Source organism: Bacillus sp. mrc49 (genome assembly GCF_002803435.1).
This window is the reverse complement of record NZ_PHNG01000800.1, coordinates 505,542-522,909: the sequence shown is the minus strand read 5'-3', so window position 1 is coordinate 522,909 and position 17,368 is coordinate 505,542. Positions and strand designations below refer to the sequence as shown.

Annotated in this window: 18 protein-coding genes; 3 read left to right on the top strand and 15 right to left on the bottom strand. The window is 43.7% G+C overall.

Features of this window, described 5'->3' with window-relative positions:
• Nucleotides 1-103 precede the first annotated feature (103 nt).
• From CVN76_RS28900 to CVN76_RS28870, 7 genes are all read right to left on the bottom strand, one after another.
• Entirely contained in the window at nucleotides 104-2,263 is a 2,160-nt protein-coding gene (locus tag CVN76_RS28900; protein WP_232732501.1) for a penicillin-binding protein, read from the bottom strand.
• Nucleotides 2,264-2,265: 2 nt separating this feature from the next.
• Nucleotides 2,266-2,619 (bottom strand): cell division protein FtsL, encoded by a 354-nt coding sequence (gene ftsL, locus CVN76_RS28895; protein WP_100534032.1) that lies wholly within the window; start codon nucleotides 2,617-2,619, stop codon nucleotides 2,266-2,268.
• A gap of 25 nt (nucleotides 2,620-2,644) precedes the next feature.
• The gene (gene rsmH, locus CVN76_RS28890) at nucleotides 2,645-3,583 is read right to left on the bottom strand and encodes a 16S rRNA (cytosine(1402)-N(4))-methyltransferase RsmH (RefSeq protein WP_100534031.1); all 939 of its coding nucleotides are present in this window, start codon (nucleotides 3,581-3,583) and stop codon (nucleotides 2,645-2,647) included.
• Between the two features lie 52 nt (nucleotides 3,584-3,635).
• Nucleotides 3,636-4,067: a division/cell wall cluster transcriptional repressor MraZ gene (mraZ, locus tag CVN76_RS28885; RefSeq protein WP_053345229.1), complete on the bottom strand. Its 432-nt coding sequence runs from the start codon at nucleotides 4,065-4,067 to the stop codon at nucleotides 3,636-3,638.
• Nucleotides 4,068-4,938: 871 nt separating this feature from the next.
• Nucleotides 4,939-6,567, bottom strand: a complete 1,629-nt coding sequence (bshC, locus tag CVN76_RS28880) for a bacillithiol biosynthesis cysteine-adding enzyme BshC (RefSeq protein WP_100534030.1) — start codon at nucleotides 6,565-6,567, stop codon at nucleotides 4,939-4,941.
• 109 nt (nucleotides 6,568-6,676) lie between these two features.
• Complete coding sequence (locus CVN76_RS28875; protein WP_100534029.1) at nucleotides 6,677-7,069, bottom strand: DUF3397 domain-containing protein; 393 nt, start codon at nucleotides 7,067-7,069, stop codon at nucleotides 6,677-6,679.
• A gap of 4 nt (nucleotides 7,070-7,073) precedes the next feature.
• A complete protein-coding gene (locus CVN76_RS28870; RefSeq protein WP_100534028.1) occupies nucleotides 7,074-7,958 on the bottom strand; it encodes a 2-dehydropantoate 2-reductase in 885 nt (294 codons plus the stop codon).
• Nucleotides 7,959-8,420: 462 nt separating this feature from the next.
• On the opposite strand from CVN76_RS28870, the gene CVN76_RS28865 reads away from it, so the two are divergent.
• Nucleotides 8,421-8,909, top strand: coding sequence for an N-acetyltransferase (locus CVN76_RS28865; RefSeq protein ID WP_100534027.1), 489 nt, complete (start codon nucleotides 8,421-8,423; stop codon nucleotides 8,907-8,909).
• Nucleotides 8,910-8,942: 33 nt separating this feature from the next.
• On the opposite strand, the gene CVN76_RS28860 is transcribed toward CVN76_RS28865, so the two are convergent.
• The 4 genes from CVN76_RS28860 to CVN76_RS28845 all read right to left on the bottom strand — a co-directional run bounded on the left by CVN76_RS28860 (nucleotide 8,943) and on the right by CVN76_RS28845 (nucleotide 11,312).
• A complete protein-coding gene (locus tag CVN76_RS28860; RefSeq protein ID WP_100534026.1) occupies nucleotides 8,943-9,563 on the bottom strand; it encodes an RsfA family transcriptional regulator in 621 nt (206 codons plus the stop codon).
• 80 nt (nucleotides 9,564-9,643) lie between these two features.
• Nucleotides 9,644-10,402, bottom strand: coding sequence for an enoyl-CoA hydratase/isomerase family protein (locus tag CVN76_RS28855; protein ID WP_232732500.1), 759 nt, complete (start codon nucleotides 10,400-10,402; stop codon nucleotides 9,644-9,646).
• Between the two features lie 149 nt (nucleotides 10,403-10,551).
• The gene (gene rpmF, locus CVN76_RS28850; RefSeq protein ID WP_034313929.1) at nucleotides 10,552-10,725 is read right to left on the bottom strand and encodes a 50S ribosomal protein L32; all 174 of its coding nucleotides are present in this window, start codon (nucleotides 10,723-10,725) and stop codon (nucleotides 10,552-10,554) included.
• A 65-nt stretch (nucleotides 10,726-10,790) separates the two neighbouring features.
• A complete protein-coding gene (locus tag CVN76_RS28845; RefSeq protein WP_048684570.1) occupies nucleotides 10,791-11,312 on the bottom strand; it encodes a YceD family protein in 522 nt (173 codons plus the stop codon).
• Between the two features lie 218 nt (nucleotides 11,313-11,530).
• Here CVN76_RS28845 and CVN76_RS28840 point away from each other — a divergent pair, with 218 nt between their 5' ends.
• A complete protein-coding gene (locus CVN76_RS28840; protein WP_100534025.1) occupies nucleotides 11,531-12,742 on the top strand; it encodes a nucleotidyltransferase in 1,212 nt (403 codons plus the stop codon).
• Nucleotides 12,743-12,822: 80 nt separating this feature from the next.
• Here CVN76_RS28840 and CVN76_RS28835 read toward each other — a convergent pair whose 3' ends face one another.
• Nucleotides 12,823-13,842 (bottom strand): SepM family pheromone-processing serine protease, encoded by a 1,020-nt coding sequence (locus tag CVN76_RS28835; protein ID WP_100534024.1) that lies wholly within the window; start codon nucleotides 13,840-13,842, stop codon nucleotides 12,823-12,825.
• A complete protein-coding gene (locus tag CVN76_RS28830) occupies nucleotides 13,832-14,629 on the bottom strand; it encodes a patatin-like phospholipase family protein (RefSeq protein ID WP_100534023.1) in 798 nt (265 codons plus the stop codon). The genes CVN76_RS28835 and CVN76_RS28830 overlap by 11 nt, the downstream gene beginning before the upstream one ends.
• A gap of 297 nt (nucleotides 14,630-14,926) precedes the next feature.
• Between CVN76_RS28830 and ylbJ the strand changes: the two genes are divergently transcribed.
• Complete coding sequence (ylbJ, locus tag CVN76_RS28825; RefSeq protein ID WP_100534022.1) at nucleotides 14,927-16,144, top strand: sporulation integral membrane protein YlbJ; 1,218 nt, start codon at nucleotides 14,927-14,929, stop codon at nucleotides 16,142-16,144.
• Nucleotides 16,145-16,195: 51 nt separating this feature from the next.
• Here ylbJ and coaD read toward each other — a convergent pair whose 3' ends face one another.
• Together coaD and rsmD are read right to left on the bottom strand one after the other, a co-directional pair.
• The gene (gene coaD / locus CVN76_RS28820; RefSeq protein ID WP_100534021.1) at nucleotides 16,196-16,678 is read right to left on the bottom strand and encodes a pantetheine-phosphate adenylyltransferase; all 483 of its coding nucleotides are present in this window, start codon (nucleotides 16,676-16,678) and stop codon (nucleotides 16,196-16,198) included.
• Nucleotides 16,679-17,254, bottom strand: a complete 576-nt coding sequence (rsmD, locus tag CVN76_RS28815; RefSeq protein ID WP_100534020.1) for a 16S rRNA (guanine(966)-N(2))-methyltransferase RsmD — start codon at nucleotides 17,252-17,254, stop codon at nucleotides 16,679-16,681. It abuts the gene before it with no gap.
• Nucleotides 17,255-17,368: the final 114 nt, after the last annotated feature.

Genomic DNA, 17,368 nt, shown 5'->3' with positions numbered 1-17,368 from the left:
TCCATTTCATACATGCTTCAATATATGCTTGTCTACTTGATGCTAGACTAAGAAACCTTCAAAAAAATGAAGGGGGAACCCGTATGGATTCCCCCTTCATTGCTCATTCGGTTTTTTTATCTTTCGGGATATCTTCAGTAGTCCCTTCTGGCTGGGATAATTCAATATGGAAGGAATCCCCTTCCTTCACCTTTTTCCCTGCCTGGAGATTCTGTTTACTCACATATCCCGTTCCTGTCGTTTTCAGATCCAGTTTTGCGATATTAGCGAATTTCATGACGTCCCGTAAGGACCACCCTGTCATATCCGGAACTTTCATTCCACCTTCCGTTCTCAAGATGATTTTTTCTCCCTGCAGTAGCGTGCTCCCAGCCTTCGGGGATTGATCGAGCACTTTACGCCCGCTCCCTATCGTGCTTACATCATAACCAAGTTCCTTCAGCTCCTTGGCGGCGGAGCTTTCAGGTTCGTTGGTATAGTCGGCGATGGCAATCGCTTTTTGTTTTTTCACATCAGATGGCTTGATGTTTAAATATTGCAGGCTATTCTGCATGACCGGATTGAAAATCTCTGACAATGGGTCTGCTCCGACATAAGAAGCCCCCAGCTTGGGCTGCTTCACTGCCACATACATGACCAATTGCGGATCATCTTTTGGAGCCATCCCTAAAAAGGAGAATACGTAATTATTTTTCCCTTCCAGATATCTTCCAGTCGGACCGGCAATTTGTGCAGTACCGGTTTTTCCTGCGACTTCATATCCGTCGATGGCATATTTGCTTCCTGTCCCCTTTTTCGCAGAAATGACCGTTTCCAAATAGTCACGCACCTGCTTGGCAGTCTCTGCTGAAATCGGGTTCCCTGTCACTTTCGGCTTTGTCGTTTTCAAAACCTTGCCTGTATCCTGATCGGAAATGCTTTTGATTACATAAGGCTGCATCATCTTTCCGTCATTGGCTATGGCGGAAGCAGCCTGGATTTGTTGGATCGGGGTGACGGTCGAACCTTGCCCGAAGGCAGTGGTCACTTTTTCAAGCTTGTACTTATATTGAATTTTACCGGTTATTTCATTCGGCAAATCGATTCCCGTTTTGTTGTCGAACCCGAATTTCGTCAAATACTCCCTGAAAGTATCCGCTCCGATTTTGTCCATGGCCAGTGTTGCGAAAGCGACGTTGGAAGAACGTTGGACCCCTTCAAGAAACGTCATGCTTTTCCCTCTTTCGATTCCACTATGATCATGAATTTCCCCTGAACCCGCCTTATAGGTTCCCGCTACAAAACTGTCGTTCGGATTGAAGACTCCTTCCTCAACAGCCGCCGCAAGCGTGAAGGTTTTCATCGTTGATCCCGGTTCGAAGGTTTCTTCAATGGCAAGGTTGCGCCATGTATCCGTAAGCCCCACTTTCGTTGTCGGATGGAAGGTGGGCCTTTGTCCCATCGCCACAATCTCTCCCGTTTTAGGATTGGATACGATCGCTATGATTTGCTCGGGATCATATTTTGCCTGCACTTTGCTCAATGAATCTTCCAAGAAGGTTTGGATTTTCTTGTCGATGGTCAGCATGACATCATTGCCATTATCCGGGGCAACCACTTTCTCCTTCGCATCCGGTAATAGCAATCCCCATGAGTCACTGTCATACGTCAGCTTCCCGTTCGTTTCCTTCAATTCTTTGTTGAGATACCTCTCAATGCCGAACTTACCGGCCATCTCGCCCGTTTTCTCATCCTTTTCCACATAACCTATCAAATGGGATGCGAAAATTCCATTCGGGTAAAAACGTTTATTCGTCCTTCCGAATGTGATGCCCGGCAGCTCCATTTTTTCGATTTTCTGTTTGACGACCTGGGTCAAATCCTTGCCTGCGCTGCCAAATTCGACTTGATAAGCCTTTTTATTACTAGTAAGACGCTCATAAATTTCCTGCTCATCCATGTCAATATATTTAGCAAGCTTACTCGCGGTCATTTCCGGATCCTCGACGTGCTTAGGTTCCTTGTCACTGAGAACAGCTCTTAAGATATAAGATGAAGTATCCTCGGCGATGACTTCCCCCTTTGTATCGAGGATGCTGCCCCTTTTTGCCTCTATTACCTGTTTTTTCTCGTATTTCTTTTCAATTTTCGAAGCAAGCACTTCCCCGCCTGCTGTTCCTGTCACCTGAATATATAAAAAACGGCAAATTAAAACAAAAAAGAGCAGGCCGAATAAGAAGAATAATCCGGCTGCCCCATGCTTCATATTTTTTTGTTTCTGCATTATTACTGCACACCCTTCACATTATTCTTATTTAACTTGAACCCAAGCGCTGCAGCTTTTTTCCAAATTCTCTCGTATGTACTAAGTTCGGCAACTTGCACTTTCAAATCGTCATTCACTTTGCCCTGTTCGTCAATTTTCGATTCAACAAGCTGGATCTCTTTATTCGTTTCATAGATGGACGCTTGATTGGAAACGATCTTCACTCCCATAAAAGCAACCATAATAGCAAGGGCACATAGTAAGAAAACTTCACCAATGGATATCTTCGCCTTACGGATGACCACTGTTTGTGTCTGTTGCTGATGTTGGTCTTCATATTGCTGTTCTTGCATTTTTTTGGCTATGGAACTCATTCCTGTTCCCCCTTACTGATTTTTTCTATATTTTTTGCTTTTCAGCAATTCTTAGCTTAGCCGAACGTGAACGGTTATTCCCTTCCAGTTCATCTTCCGAAGGTAATATCGGTTTTCTCGTTATGATCTTTAAGGTTGGTTTGAATTCATCCGGTATGACAGGAAGTCCAGGCGGAAGGTCCGGCATGCTGCTCGCTTTCTTAAATACCGTTTTGCAAATCCTATCCTCAAGTGAATGGAATGTGATAACCGATATCCTGCCTTCCATATCCAAAAGCGAAATCGCTTGCTCCAGGGAATCCTCGAAGACACCAAGCTCATCGTTCACGGCGATCCTGATTGCTTGAAATACCCGTTTTGCAGGATGTCCACCTTTACGTCTTGCAGGTGCTGGGATCCCTTCTTTAATCAGCTCCACAAGCTCGAATGTCGTTTCAATCGGTTTTATCTCGCGTGCCGCTTCTATTTTCCTGGCGATTTGCTTGGAAAACTTTTCTTCTCCGTATTGGAAGAAAATCCTCATCAAATCATGGAATGACCAAGTATTCACGACATCATATGCAGAAATGGCCGCACTTTGGTCCATCCTCATATCCAATGGAGCATCATGGTTATAACTGAAACCCCGTTCCGGTGTATCCAATTGGGGCGATGACACTCCTAAATCGTATAGGATCCCATCGACTTTCTCGATCCCCCTGGCATTCAACTCTTCTTTCAAGTATTTAAAATTATTAGGAACAAGAACGATCCGATCACCATAGCTTTCCAGTTTTTCCTTAGCATTTCGAATCGCCGTTTCATCCTGATCAAAAGCATAAAGCCTGCCCTTGTCAGAGAGCTGTGAAAGCAAGTATTCGCTGTGACCGGCTCCTCCTAGTGTACAATCTACGTAAACTCCATCAGGTTTGATGTTCAATCCATCAACCGTCTCTTTTAATAACACTGTCGTATGTTGAAACATGCTAGACATCCTTCCAATCGGTTATTGAGTGACTCTATTTCTGAGGGCAGCCTTAAATATCAAAGCCAATCATATTTTCTGCTATCTCAGCGAAAGAATCCTCCGAAGCTGAAAAATAGTTTTCCCAAAGGGATTTGCTCCAAATCTCAATACGATTGGTAACACCAAGAATTACACATTCTTTTTCCAATTGGCCATATGAAGTAAGCGGCGTGGGGATATTAATTCGCCCTTGTTTGTCAATTTCACATTCTGTCGCTGCAGAAAAGAAAAAACGGGTAAAGGCCCGGGCATCTTTTTTTGTTAAAGGCAAGGCTTTCAGCTTTTCTTCAAGCAGCTTCCACTCTTCCATAGGGTAACCAAATAAACATTGATCGAGTCCGCGGGTCAATACAAATTGCTCCCCGAGATTGTCCCGGAATTTCACTGGGACTATCAAACGGCCCTTAATATCGATGTTATGATGGTACTCTCCCATGAACATACCCATTACCCCCACATTCTAATCTCAATGTACCACAATCCCCCACCTTTCTCCACTTGTTTTTACTTTCTCCTTCCAAGTAATAATTCCCTTCTTTTCAATGCCTTTTTTATTTAGCCAAATTTTTCAAAGAACCGTGCATTTCCCTCGAATGGACTCAAACTAGGACGCAGTCCCGCTATTCCTGTCGAAGCACTGCCTGACAAGTGTCCAGGAAACAGAAAAAGACAGGCTTTAGCACCTGTCTTTCATACTGTGGACAAACTCGATGAATACGTGTACAACATTCGAAGGTTAATTTTAATGAAAGGCACTCGCTTTCAGCGGTCGGTCCGGGTGCCTAGGGGGCATCACGTAAACGCGCCATTCCCGCAGGAGTCTCGCACCTTCCGTCCCAAACCACTTTGTTGCACTTTCGCCCTTTCATTCTAAGCGACCGCTGACCGTAACGTTTTTGTCTCGGCAACTTACAAGTGATTGAAAAAGTCGGCACACTATTTTCAACAAAGAAATCCCATCTCCTTCTCCTATGCACACCCTCGAATAAAAGAAGGTTTCTTTCGCAAGAAGAGCAAGTGTGTTGGACCACTTCATGCGGGTCCGAGGCCCCGATTTCGCTTCCAAAACTGTATGGCCAATTACATGAAAGCACCTGAAAATTGGCTGAACTTAAGTGGTTTAGCAGAGTCAATCCCTGAACATAAAAGGGGGTTCGGAATTTTCAAATCCGAACCCCCTTAAACTACAAACCTAGACAGGTTATTGCATTCATCCTTTTTTCCACTTATTAACTTCCGACAGAGGTTGGCATTCAGCAACTCTATGCAGCATGAAATTTAATCCGCCACCATTCCCAAAACGGCTCGTTTTTCTAAATGAAAATCAGTTTATGCTGATTATTGAATTGGTAATCCAGCTTCATGATATCGCTAATGAATTCCGTTCCATATTGATTCAGGTAATAAAAAGCATTCCAGATCCGCTCTTGAGGCGATTCCAGCGGATAAAGCGAATGGGCGATCCGTTCATATTTTTTCAATGTAACCGCATGACGTTCCTTTGTTCGGTCACCGATTTTCCCGTATATGAAATCCAATTGCTTTTGAATGAATTCCATATTTTTGTTCAGCATCGGCTCAATCCCTTTATCTAAAGAAACAGCATGGTCGGAGAGTTTTTTATGGTTCTCTTCAAGCTGTGATTTCAGAATCCCGAAGAGATCAGCCGTTTTCACATCTTCCACTGCTTCCAAGTACCGTTTTTCAGCATTGGCGGTCCCTTCAGTCAAGACGGTTTCCAAAGCAAGTTCCATTTCTTCTAAATCGGTTAGGACACCCCGTTCTACAATCGTGATGTTTAACCTAGGGATGATTGGCGGCATTTTCATTGAAAACAACTCAAAGGCACGTTTTAATTCGGCCCAATAGGCAATCTCCCCCGGACCGGAAATGAAGGCCAATACCGGAAATAGCATTTCCTGCATAAGCGGACGTGTGATGACATTATTGCTTAGCCGTTCAGGATGATTCTGGGCTATCATCAGCAGTTCCGCCTCCGAAAACGATGCCTCCGCGGTTTTTCCGCTGAAGCCGCCCTCTACACGATCCAGCAAACATCGATCTTTCTTCTCTGGATCATAATAAAATAAATTCGCTGCGTGTTTATCCATTTCGATCATTTTCGGATAACCTTTTGCCTGCATGAATGCTTGTTGATCCTCGACCACTTCAGCGATCCGCTCACTTTTTTGGATCATCGATACAAAGTGGCCCTTCTCGATTTGCCTTAGATCATGATCTGCTGCATCCATGAGTAATAGACCATATTCATGGAACCACTCATGGATCAGCCGGGCAAAAAAGTCGACAAAGGTTTTCGATTCCTTAATCGTTTCTTTCATATTGATCAGGAGTTTATTCGTAAAGGCCGTTTCTCCATAGGTTTCGATGATTTCTTCGAACCACTTCTCTGCCTTTTCCGTTTCAAGCTCCACATCCGATACCATCGTTTTATAAGGCTGATAGGAAGGATATGTTTTTTTGTGCGGTTTTCCGTTTTTCATAACATACACATGATTGACCTCAGCCAAATCATGATCTTCCCCGGCTATCCAAAAAACCGGTATGACAGGGCGTCCAAGTTCTTTTTCCTGTTCTTCCGCAAGTTTTATGATCGAAATCACTTTATGGATGGTATAAAGCGGACCTGAGAGCAACCCAGCCTGCTGTCCGCCGATCACGACAACGGAATCATCCCTGCGCAACCTTTCGATATTTCCTTTAACTCCCTCACTGCTCGAAAAACGGGACATGTATCGTTGTATGTAATCGGATAATTCACGACGGGAAAAAGCACGGTTCATCAATTCATTATATCTATCGCGATATATACCCGGCTTAGACAAGTCATAGTGAAAATAATCCTCCGCTTCAAGATGGTTTTGTAAATAGTCCGATGCAAAACGGTTTAAAGATGGTAACGCGAGATCTTTCATCTCCATTTCTGTTCTCCCTTTCTCTGCAACTACAATTCTTTTTAGAGTATAACATTCCGGTTTAAGAAAACAAAAGAAGTTGCCCAGCAGCAGAAAATTGATGTGGCGTTCTATTTTATGTAGTAAATATCTTTGTAATACTTGTAATTAATCCGATGGAAAATAATAGAATGTACGCAACGAAAAAGAAGGCGAAGTTCACTCTCCAAAAACCCTTTACCACCTTATGGAAGATGATTTCCTCTTTCACCTTGTAATGAACCATGACCACCACGAATGCATTGACGATCATGATCAGCATGATCACCCAAAGGATATGCTGATCCCAGATGGCAATGATTAAATAATGGACGGATATTACGAAAAGCAGCGCACTCATGTCCATCGCGAACTGAACGGAGCGCCTATGGTTTCCCGTGAATTGTTTGGCGCCTATAAAAAAAAGTATATACCCTACAAAAGGCAATGTAATGAATATCGCGACTAGACTAGAAACAACGTTCGGCACACACTCATCCCCCCTGAGTCTCTTTCCCCTTGATCATCTTATATAGAGAAGACGCCAGACCAACAGTTTTTCCCTTACGCTCTGCCATGGAAAGGATATGACCCAATATAGCATCAATTTCCGTTTGGCCGCCCTTTTCCAAATCCTTGAGCATGGACGATCGATTCCCTGCAGTCGCCATGCAAACGGATTTAACATGTTCAAATGACTCCGCTTTATTCTCCAATTCCAAAATCCCGGAGATCTCATCAAAAAGTTCCTGAAACAATTGATAATAAAAAGCATTGGTGATCAAGCTGCCATTTTTCACTTGCAGGATCGCTGTTAATGGATTGATCACTGCATTGACGACAAGTTTATCGAGGAGCATCGATCGATAGTCCCCGCTCTTAATAAAAGGAAAACCATCTATCTTCTCATTCACTAACGAGAGCCGATCCAGCTCCCCTTGAAAGGAAGCGATCCTGGTAAGGCCAAGCCCGGTATGCTCCACTGTATTCGCATCATGTCTCAAGGCCCCATGCTCCACGACTCCCACATAGACGGCAGGAGATTTCAGCTGCCTTAAATGAGCAATATGCCCGTAGCCATTCTGCAAGAACAGCAACGGTACATCAAGGCAATTGATCGCAGGCAGAATGTATGGAAGGTGGTATTGTTTAACTGCCGTTATAAGGAGGTCGTGATCGGTTATCCCTTCGTCCAAGCTTTTCGACATGACACTGTCCAGCAACCGGCTTTCACCTTCTTCGATTAGCCGGAGCCCGTCATGATTGATGATTGAGGCCTGCTGTTCTGTGCGAGTATAGAGCGTCACAAGATGTTTGCCGCTCAAACGAGATGCAAACAGCAGTCCGATCGCCCCTCCTCCAATGATTCCAATTCGCATATTACCAATCCTTACTTTTCTAGATATATTTACTATTTTAACACATAATCTTTTTTATCCTGCATCAAATTTCATACCAACCACTTTGGAAAATTCTGCGAACCAGCGTTGGAAGATCCGATGCGCACGACTTGAAAAACATTCCATTTAAAAGTGCCATAAATGAGATGCCGGAGATTTATTTTCTTCTTTAAACGTTGAATTAATGGTATATTAGATACGAAAAGCTTAGCCAATCTTCACTCTTTAAGGGATAGAAAATACCTCCAACCTAAAAGCGGCGAGCAATCGAAGGCTAGGGGCGGAGATGGTTGGCAATGGCTATAAGCATAAGTCAGCAGGATGGGTCGATGTCATGCTAGATTTAGCCTTTTGCCGGGTTTCGGAAAGGTACCTGGCAGCGGGATGACTTTCGAAGGTCACTATCGAAGAGGTTTATCAGAATTAAGGGGGAGCTTTTTTATGGAATACAAGGTGGAACGTTTACTTGTAAATTTTAAAACGCTTGAGGAATTCAAAAAATTCAAAGAATACGGGGTTCAGGAACTGTCAATGCTAGATGATTTGGAAGGTAACATCATCGAAAATGACAGCCAGTCACCTTTTTATGGAATCTTTTACGGCGACAAACTTGTAGCCAGGATGAGCCTGTACAAAAGAAGCGCTAAATTTGATCAGTATTTTGACAATTCAAGGGACTTCCTTGTTCTTTGGAAACTTGAAGTCCTCCCTAACTATCAGAAAAAAGGGTATGGAAAAGCTTTGGTCGAATTCGCCAAAAGCCTGAACATGCCTATTAAAACCAATCCAAGAGTTCACTCACAAGATTTTTGGAAAAAGATGGGCTTTTCTGCCGTTTCCTATGACATGGACCGGGACCTCGGAGAAAACCCGCTGATTTGGAGCCCATTCGACAACCAAACGAAGACAGAAACAGATACAGAAGAATAACGAAATGCGGGCGGATTTTTCCACCCGCCTTTTTTATTTGTTGACTCTTTCTAAATTACCGTTTTTATCCATCTGAAAACTCACTTTCGGGTTCGTTTTTTCATCCTCTTGTACACTAAGCTTCCTGGCACGCTCCATGATTTGCATCAGTGCACGATAATCTTCCTCCACAGCATTCAAGTTTTCTCTCAACAGGGCATTCTCTTCCTGCAAACGGCAATTTTCCTGTTCAATAAGTAGGGAGTGCGCGGATATCCGTTCCTTCTCCCTATTATCAAGCTGGAAGAACTCATCCATTTTGGTTAAATATAATATTACCTTCTGAAGCGTAATAGAATCTTGTACCTCCTCTTGGGACTCCTCTTGTTCAAACTTGCTATGTTCCACTGCTGCAACAGGATTCTGCTCCGCATCAGGCTCAAGGACGGCCTGTTCCTTCCTTTGTCTCTTTGCGAGCTCGATCCCCGATTTATATTGCTTCCTTACAAAAGAATTCCACCGAAACCCACAAGCCGCCGATGTTCTTGATAATTGCTTCCCCACTTCTTCAAAGGCCTTCAATTGTGTACTGCCCTCTCTTATATGCCTTAACACCACTTCAGCCAACAGCAAATCCTCATCATGGGTCCATGCATCTTGTCTCGCAATCGACATCCCTCTACCTCCTTAGCAAGTTTTAATTCATAATATGCACATGCTAGGAAAGATAGAAGAAATATAGAGGCAGTAATTTTTTATTTTTTCACGCTTAAGAAACGGCGGACAGCAGCATGATGTGCATCACTTGCCCAAAGTTTGGCACACTCATGGATTTCAGCCTCCATTCTCCCTTTAAGGCCACTCGCCTGCCACTTATTGACCAGCACCTTTTTATAAGCCGCCAATACCCCTGTCTCATGGCGGAGTAATTTTTCCGCGAAACCTTCCCATCCTTCCTCGCCGACTATTTCATCTACGAAACCGAATCCTTGAGCCTCTTCCGCCTTATGTATGCTTGCATCCATCAATAGCTTTAGCGCCTTTTGCCCTGGTATTTTTTCAAGTAAAATCGATGCGCCGCCCCAGCCCGTAGTGATCCCTAGCGTCCCTTGTACAAATCCTAGCTTGACTCCGCTTTTCGCTAAACGGAAATCACAGGCAGTCGCTATTTCGCATCCACCGCCAATAGCGCTGCCATTAATATAGGCCAGGGTCGGTTTTGGAAAAACTGCTAGTGTATACAGAATCTCACCCATTCGCGATAACATCGTAAAGGCCTCTTCTTCGGTATATAAATCTTGAAACTCACTCAAATCCCCGCCTGAGCAGAAGGCCTTGGTACCCGCCCCTGTTAGGACAAGCATTTTAACCTCGTCATCGCGGGCCGCTTCCGCCAATATCGATTCGAGTTCGTCCATAAGTTGATAATTAACGGCATTCCTTTTCTCCGGTCTATTAAATATGACCTTCATGAAACCGCGCAAATCCTTTTCAACCTTAATCACCCGATTCACGTAAGCACCTCCGCCATATTCTTCATTTAAGTTGTTGCGTTTCCCGAATATTCCGCCAAATGAACTTATAAAAAAAGCCCAGAGAAAATCTCTGCGCTTTGATTAGCGTGTTGCATCAAGAAAGCAAAGCTTTCAAGTAGAAAAAGAAATTATTTTGCGACAACTTCTTTTCCTTTGTATGTTCCACATTCTTTACAAACGTGATGTGAAAGAGTCATTCCACCACAGCTTGGGCATTCTACCATACCAGGTACTTGAAGCTTGAAGTGTGTACGACGTTTTCTTTTTACAGTTTTCGACGTTCTTCTAAAAGGTACAGCCATTATTCCCACCTCCTTAAAAAATATAAAAAAGCTGGAAAAATCGGATTAACGATTTTCCGTTCCAATCAAGATTCTTTATTGTTGTCAAAAAAGTCGGCAAGCTTTGCAAATCTCGGATCAACCTTATGCTCATTTTCCTCTTCAGAAATAACGGCCCAGTCTTTACCGGATTGAGGAGCAGCTTCATTGGAATCGACATCCTCACAAAAAACCTGCATCGGAATTTCTAGCAATAAATTTTCTTTAATTACCGGTATAAGGTCTACAACATCGCCTTCTACAACAGTGACATCATCTCCGTAGAAATCAGTGCCATCTGCCTTTAATAGAAAGGTTTCCTTTGTATCAATATCAATCGGATATTTAACGTCTACCAGTGTACGGGAGCAAGGTAATGTCAATTCACCTGAAAGATGCAAGTGAAAAGTAATCTCGGTCGAGCTGATATCAGCTCTTCCTGCTACTCTGATTGGAGAAACATCGCGAATTTGCGGGTCTCTTTCTCTAATGTCTAAGACATCCACCAGTTCATCAAACCGTAAATCTTTGTCCCGAATTTTTTGAAGTTGACTAATCGTCCATTTCAAATGAAATCACCTCAAGGCAACAAAAATAATTATAGCTTTCAATTATAAGTTTGTCAATATTTTTTCTTTACACTATAATGTAGTCATCCTAACTGATTATCCAAAGTTTAAGATTCTTTTTGAACAAGAAATCACGATGAAACATTATAGAATTTAACTTGAAATACTATTTTAGCACTAAGTTGAAAAAATACAAAGTTTTTCTCTGAGGTGAACGAATGAAGGCTTGCGGTTTAGTAGTCGAATATAACCCTTTTCACAATGGACATGTTTTACATGCAAGAAAAAGCAGGGAAGAAAGCGGGGCAGATATCGTTGTGGCAGTGATGAGCGGCCCCTTTTTACAGCGGGGAGAGCCTGCTTTAGTCAGCAAATGGACCCGTGCCGCCATGGCCCTGCAAGGAGGCATCGACCTGGTCCTCGAACTTCCTTACGCTTTTGCAACGCAGAAGGCGGAGATCTTCGCAAGAGGCTCCATCTCCCTTTTGGAGTATCTTGGCTGCGACTCTTTTTGTTTTGGGAGCGAAGATGGCAGGATTGAACCTTTCATCACCGCGCATAAAGTCATGTCGGATCGGTCGGTTCCTTTCGATGCCGCCGTCAAACTGGCCATGGATGCCGGAAACAGCTATCCAGCAAGTGCGGCCAAAGCTTATCAAGCGATCGTCAAGGACGAGGGGGCCTTGGATTTGACGAAGCCCAATAATATTCTTGGAAAGGAATATGTAAGTGCTGCCCTTACTAACGGTTTTTCAATCCGCCCCTATACGATCCGACGAGTTGCTGCCGGATACCATGATACTGATTTGTCCAATGATTCCATTGCCAGCGCGACAGGGATACGCAAAGCCATACAGGAAGAAGGGGGCAAAGGCTTGGATTCCGTTTCAAACTATGTTCCCCGACCGACTAGAACAGGTCTTGAGCATTACCTATCGAGCTACCGCGCCTTGCATGATTGGGAAATGTATTGGCCTTTGTTGAAATATCGGATCCTCTCTTCTTCCTTAAGCGAATTGGCAGAGGTTTATGAAATCGAGGAAGGGATAGAGCATCGGATCAAGCAGATGGCTCAAACTGCCACTACCTTTTCACAGTTCATGACGGGGCTGAAAACAAAACGCTACACATGGACACGGCTCCAACGTATGTGTGTCCATATATTGACCCATACTTACAAGGAAGATATGGCACATACTCACCTCCCAACCTATTTCAGGCTCCTTGGCATGAATGGCAAGGGACGGGAATATTTGCACAACGTCAAGAAGGACTTGCCGCTACCGCTCATATCCAGATTGTCTGCCTATCAAAAGCAGGATATCGAAATGGATGTCCGGGCAGCGCAGATATACGCACTTGGCTTATCCGGTCCGTCTCAAGCTGCCCTGATGAAACGGGAATATGAAGCTCCCCTCATCATTACATGAAGAACGATTCCGGCATGGCGCATTAAAAGGGATTTCCTGAACAAAAAAAGCGCAAACAGTTAACCTGCCTGCGCTTTTTTTCATTTTTCCTTTAACTTGTTTAAATAGGCTAAAGCATCCTCAAAGTTATCGACCGGGACAATTTTCATCTCCGTCCCAATGTCCTTCGCTGCTGTAAGTGCATCCTCATAATTCGAGCCATCCGCTCCGTTTTCGTTTGGGGCAAAGAAAATTTCCGCTCCAGACTTATCGGCAGCCACTATTTTTTGCTGGATTCCGCCAATCGGGCCGACTGTCCCATCATCCGACATCGTTCCTGTACCTGCTATATCGTAACCTTTCGTAAGATCTCCTTCCGTCAATTGATTATAAATTTCCAAGGAAAACATCAATCCTGCAGAAGGACCGCCTATTTGTTCAGAATCGATGGCGATCGCCGGCTTTGTTGTCACTTTCCGGTTGTCATCGAGTGAAATGCCTATGCCAACCCTGTTCGGATCATCTTTAAAAGGCTCCAAGGATAATACGGCTTTTTTCTCCGTCTCTTCCCGTTTATACACCAATTCCACTTTATCACCGGCTTTCTTTCCGTTAATGTAGCCCATGAATTCTTGAGCAGACTTGAATTTAAGGTTATCGACCTGAATGATTTGGTCGCCCGCTTTCAGTTCCTTGGCAGCCGGCATTCCCTTAAGCACGTCCAAAACATACACACCCAAATACTGATAATCTACTTCTTTCCCAGCTTTTTCATATGCTATCTGAATGGCATTATTTTTAGAACCATCCATTAAGTGCAATTGCCTAATGTTATATTCTTCATCCGTTTCATCTGCGCTCCTGATCGAGGTTTCCGGATAAAGCTCCTGATATTTGCTCCATTTCGCCAGCAAATAGGAATAAATATTCGCCCTGCCCATCCTTACCGTAGTCAACATAAAGCTCCCTTTCGCTTCATCCCCGCCTGAAACCTCAATAATAGGCTCCAATTCCTTAGCCATTCCTGGTTTGGATACATAAAAAGGTAAAGAATAAAGTGCTGATGCTATGAGAAGTATAGCAACCACCAGGAAAGTGCGTACATACATTTTACGGTTCATCTTCAAAGGACTCCTTCCAAGTAACAATGCTTTGTTTAATTTGATCGATCTTTCCTCTTGCTGCTTCTTCTCCAATACTAATTATTTCCTGTACGTTTGTAAATGATTTAGAACTGTATTTCTCGACCCTTGGACGTATCATGATATCTGAAGCAAATTCCCTGCTTTTAACAAGCTCCATCTGCAGGATATCCAAGCTTTGCATGATAACATCGTAGATGGAGTTTATCTCCATGTCCTGTTTCACATGGGCGACATCCACTCCGATTATGATGTCGGCCCCCATCTCCTTCACGACAGAAACAGGAACCCTGTCAACGACCCCGCCATCGACAAGCAGCCTCTTGCCAATTCTTTCGGGAATGAATATTCCGGGAATCGAAATGCTCGCCCTGACTGCAGGGGCGATGGGACCTTCTTGAAAAATGACCTTATCTCCCGTTCTTATATCAGTGGCGACAACAGCCACAGGAATATCGAGTTCTTCAAAATTCTTTCCATATGTAAATACCCTGATCAGATCCTTTGTTCGTTTCCCAGAAATGAAGCCCATTTTAGGAATCGTGAAATCCAAATAGTACTTTCGTTTGAATGCACGAGACAGCTTATACAGCCGTTCGATGTCCGAACCTGCTCCATAAAAGGCCGCCACCATTGCCCCCATGCTGCTCCCGGCAATCATGTCGATTGGAATTCCTTCTTGCTCCAATACCTTTATCACTCCAATATGTGCAAACCCCCTCGCGCCTCCCGATCCAAGAGCTAGCCCGACCTTTGGTTCCGACAAAGATATCCCCCCTGTTGAAAAATATTGAAAATACAACTCATTCAAAGTTATGGTCTTAAACGGATTTATAGAAGCATATTATTTATATTGACAGTGAAACAAGCTTGGCGGAGAATGCATGTCCCGTGTGGTTTAATGTAGTCATTGAATCTACAATGTACGATGTTGCCCATGTAGCCAGGTGCATGCAGATCACGTGGCATCCTGCACTTTTCTTTTCTAGAAAAGAAAGTTCATATTTTATTATATACAAAATGGACTGCCCCTATTTAGTAACCTTCAAAAGGAGGCTGAATTTTGCTTAAATCAAAATCGAAAACAATACTGTTGGCCGCCTTCGTCACGATGCTGGCAGTCGGCTTGATCATCTTCCCCCAAGAATCCTTTGAAGCTTCCACAGGCGGGCTGAATATGTGGTGGAAAATCGTTTTCCCTTCCCTTTTACCTTTTTTGATTTTATCGGAGCTATTGATCAGTTTTGGAGTAGTGAAGTTTATCGGTGTCATGCTCGAACCATTCATGCGGCCCTTATTCCGTGTACCCGGAGTGGGCGGGTTCGTCTGGGCCATGGGACTTGCATCAGGGTTCCCTGCTGGTGCAAAATTCACGGTAAGGCTTCGCCAGGAGGAACAATTGACGCGCATTGAAGCTGAAAGACTCGTTTGTTTCACTAATTCATCCAATCCTTTGTTTTTGTTCGTTGCCGTTGCCGTAGGCTTTTTCCACAATCCTCATTTGGGGATCATCCTTGCACTCTCCCACTACCTTGGAAATTTTTGTGTAGGCATCATCATGCGTTTTTACCGGCGGAAAGAGGAAAAATCCCATCCGAAATCCATGACCAAGCTCCCCTCCATTAGACAAGCCTTTAGCGAGATGCACCGGACACGAATTAAGGAAACAAGACCCTTTGGCAGTTTGCTCGGAGACGCCGTACTCTCTTCGATTCAAACCTTATTAATGATCGGAGGTTTCATCATTCTCTTTTCGGTAGTCAACAAGCTTCTGTTTCACATGAATATTACCGTACTGCTCGCAACATGGGTCGGAGGGGTATTACATATTGTTCATTTTCCGGATTCCTTAAGCCTCCCGTTCATTTCAGGAATGTTTGAAATGACGCTCGGTTCAAAGTTGACCAGCGCCGTCGGAAATGCGAGTCTTTTCCAACAGACAGTTATGACAAGCTTCATCCTAGCTTTCAACGGGTTCAGCATACAGGCACAGGTTGCCAGCATCATAGCATCGACCGACATTCGTTTCTTGCCGTTTTTCCTTGCCAGAGTAGCACATGGTTTTTTGGCATCGATGATCACCGTCTTGCTTTGGGTACCCTTCTATAGAGGCAATATGGATAGCGGCAGCCCGGTGCATGCCTTCCCAGTCAGCAGTACAGGGGAACAGGCAAGCTCCCTATACCAATATATGATTGATTTCGGTCCGATCCTTACCCTGATTTTTCTCGTCCTTTATATCATCATTTTCACGAAAAGGTTATTCAAAGGACTATCATAAACAGAAAAAAGAGCATTGCGCAGCTGGCAATGCTCTTTTTTTCTGTTTTTACTATTGTGCGTACTTTTTGGCCAGGGCTTCCTGGACAACAGGCGGAACTAGTTCGGAGATATCTCCTCCATATTTCGCGACCTCTTTCACGATACTTGAACTCAAGAAAGAATATTGATTTTTAGTCATGATAAAGAATGACTCAATTTTATTGTTAAGGAAGCGGTTCATTGAAGTTCCCTGCATTTCGTATTCAAAGTCGGAAGTCGCCCGTAACCCCCTGATAATGGCGTTGGCGGAAACGCTTTCAGCATAGTCGACTGTCAATCCTTGATAGAAATCCACTTTAACATTAGGCATATGTTTCGTAGCTTCCGTAATCAATTCCAGCCTTTCTTCCACTGAAAAAAGAGAATTTTTCGCTGAATTATTCACGATGACGACATATACCTCATCGAAAACATTGGCTCCCCTTTGAATGATATCAAGATGACCGAATGTTATTGGATCAAAACTCCCTGGACAAATCGCTATTTTGGACATTCATAGTTCCCCCTGTTCGTGTACGTTTCCCCAGTGATATATCGTAACAGCAATGACGCCATACACTTCTTTCCGCTTAACGGTAAAGCCGGCAACACTTTCCGGCAACGTAACATCATGGCCATGTTCACAAACGATATATCCCATATCGCTTAGTAATCGGTATTTATGTATTTCTTCCAAAATTTCCACTAGCTTTTGTTTCTTATACGGCGGATCAAGAAAAATTAACTCAAACGCCATTTCCCTCTTGACCAAGGCTTTCAAAGCACGCTCTGAATCATTTTTATAAACTTCTGCACGGTCTGTAAACTTACATAGCTCCAAATTGGACTTAACCGTTTGATTTGCTTTAAAGTCGCGATCGACAAATATGGCTTTATCCATGCCCCTGCTTAACGCTTCAATTCCAAGGCCACCGCTACCTGCAAACAAATCGAGGACTATACCTCCTTCGAAATAAGGTCCAATCATATTAAAGATGGATTCCTTCACTTTATCCGTAGTCGGCCGGGTTCCTGTACCCGGTACAGCCTTAAGTGGTCTTCCTTTACAAATACCGGAAACGACCCTCATCATTCTCACCACATTTTATGACAAATTTCTGTTACTTTCCTATCCTAACATATTCGAAAAAGCAAGCCAATATTTAATACGATTCCTCATGGCGCGATTGGCTTCCCTTATGGT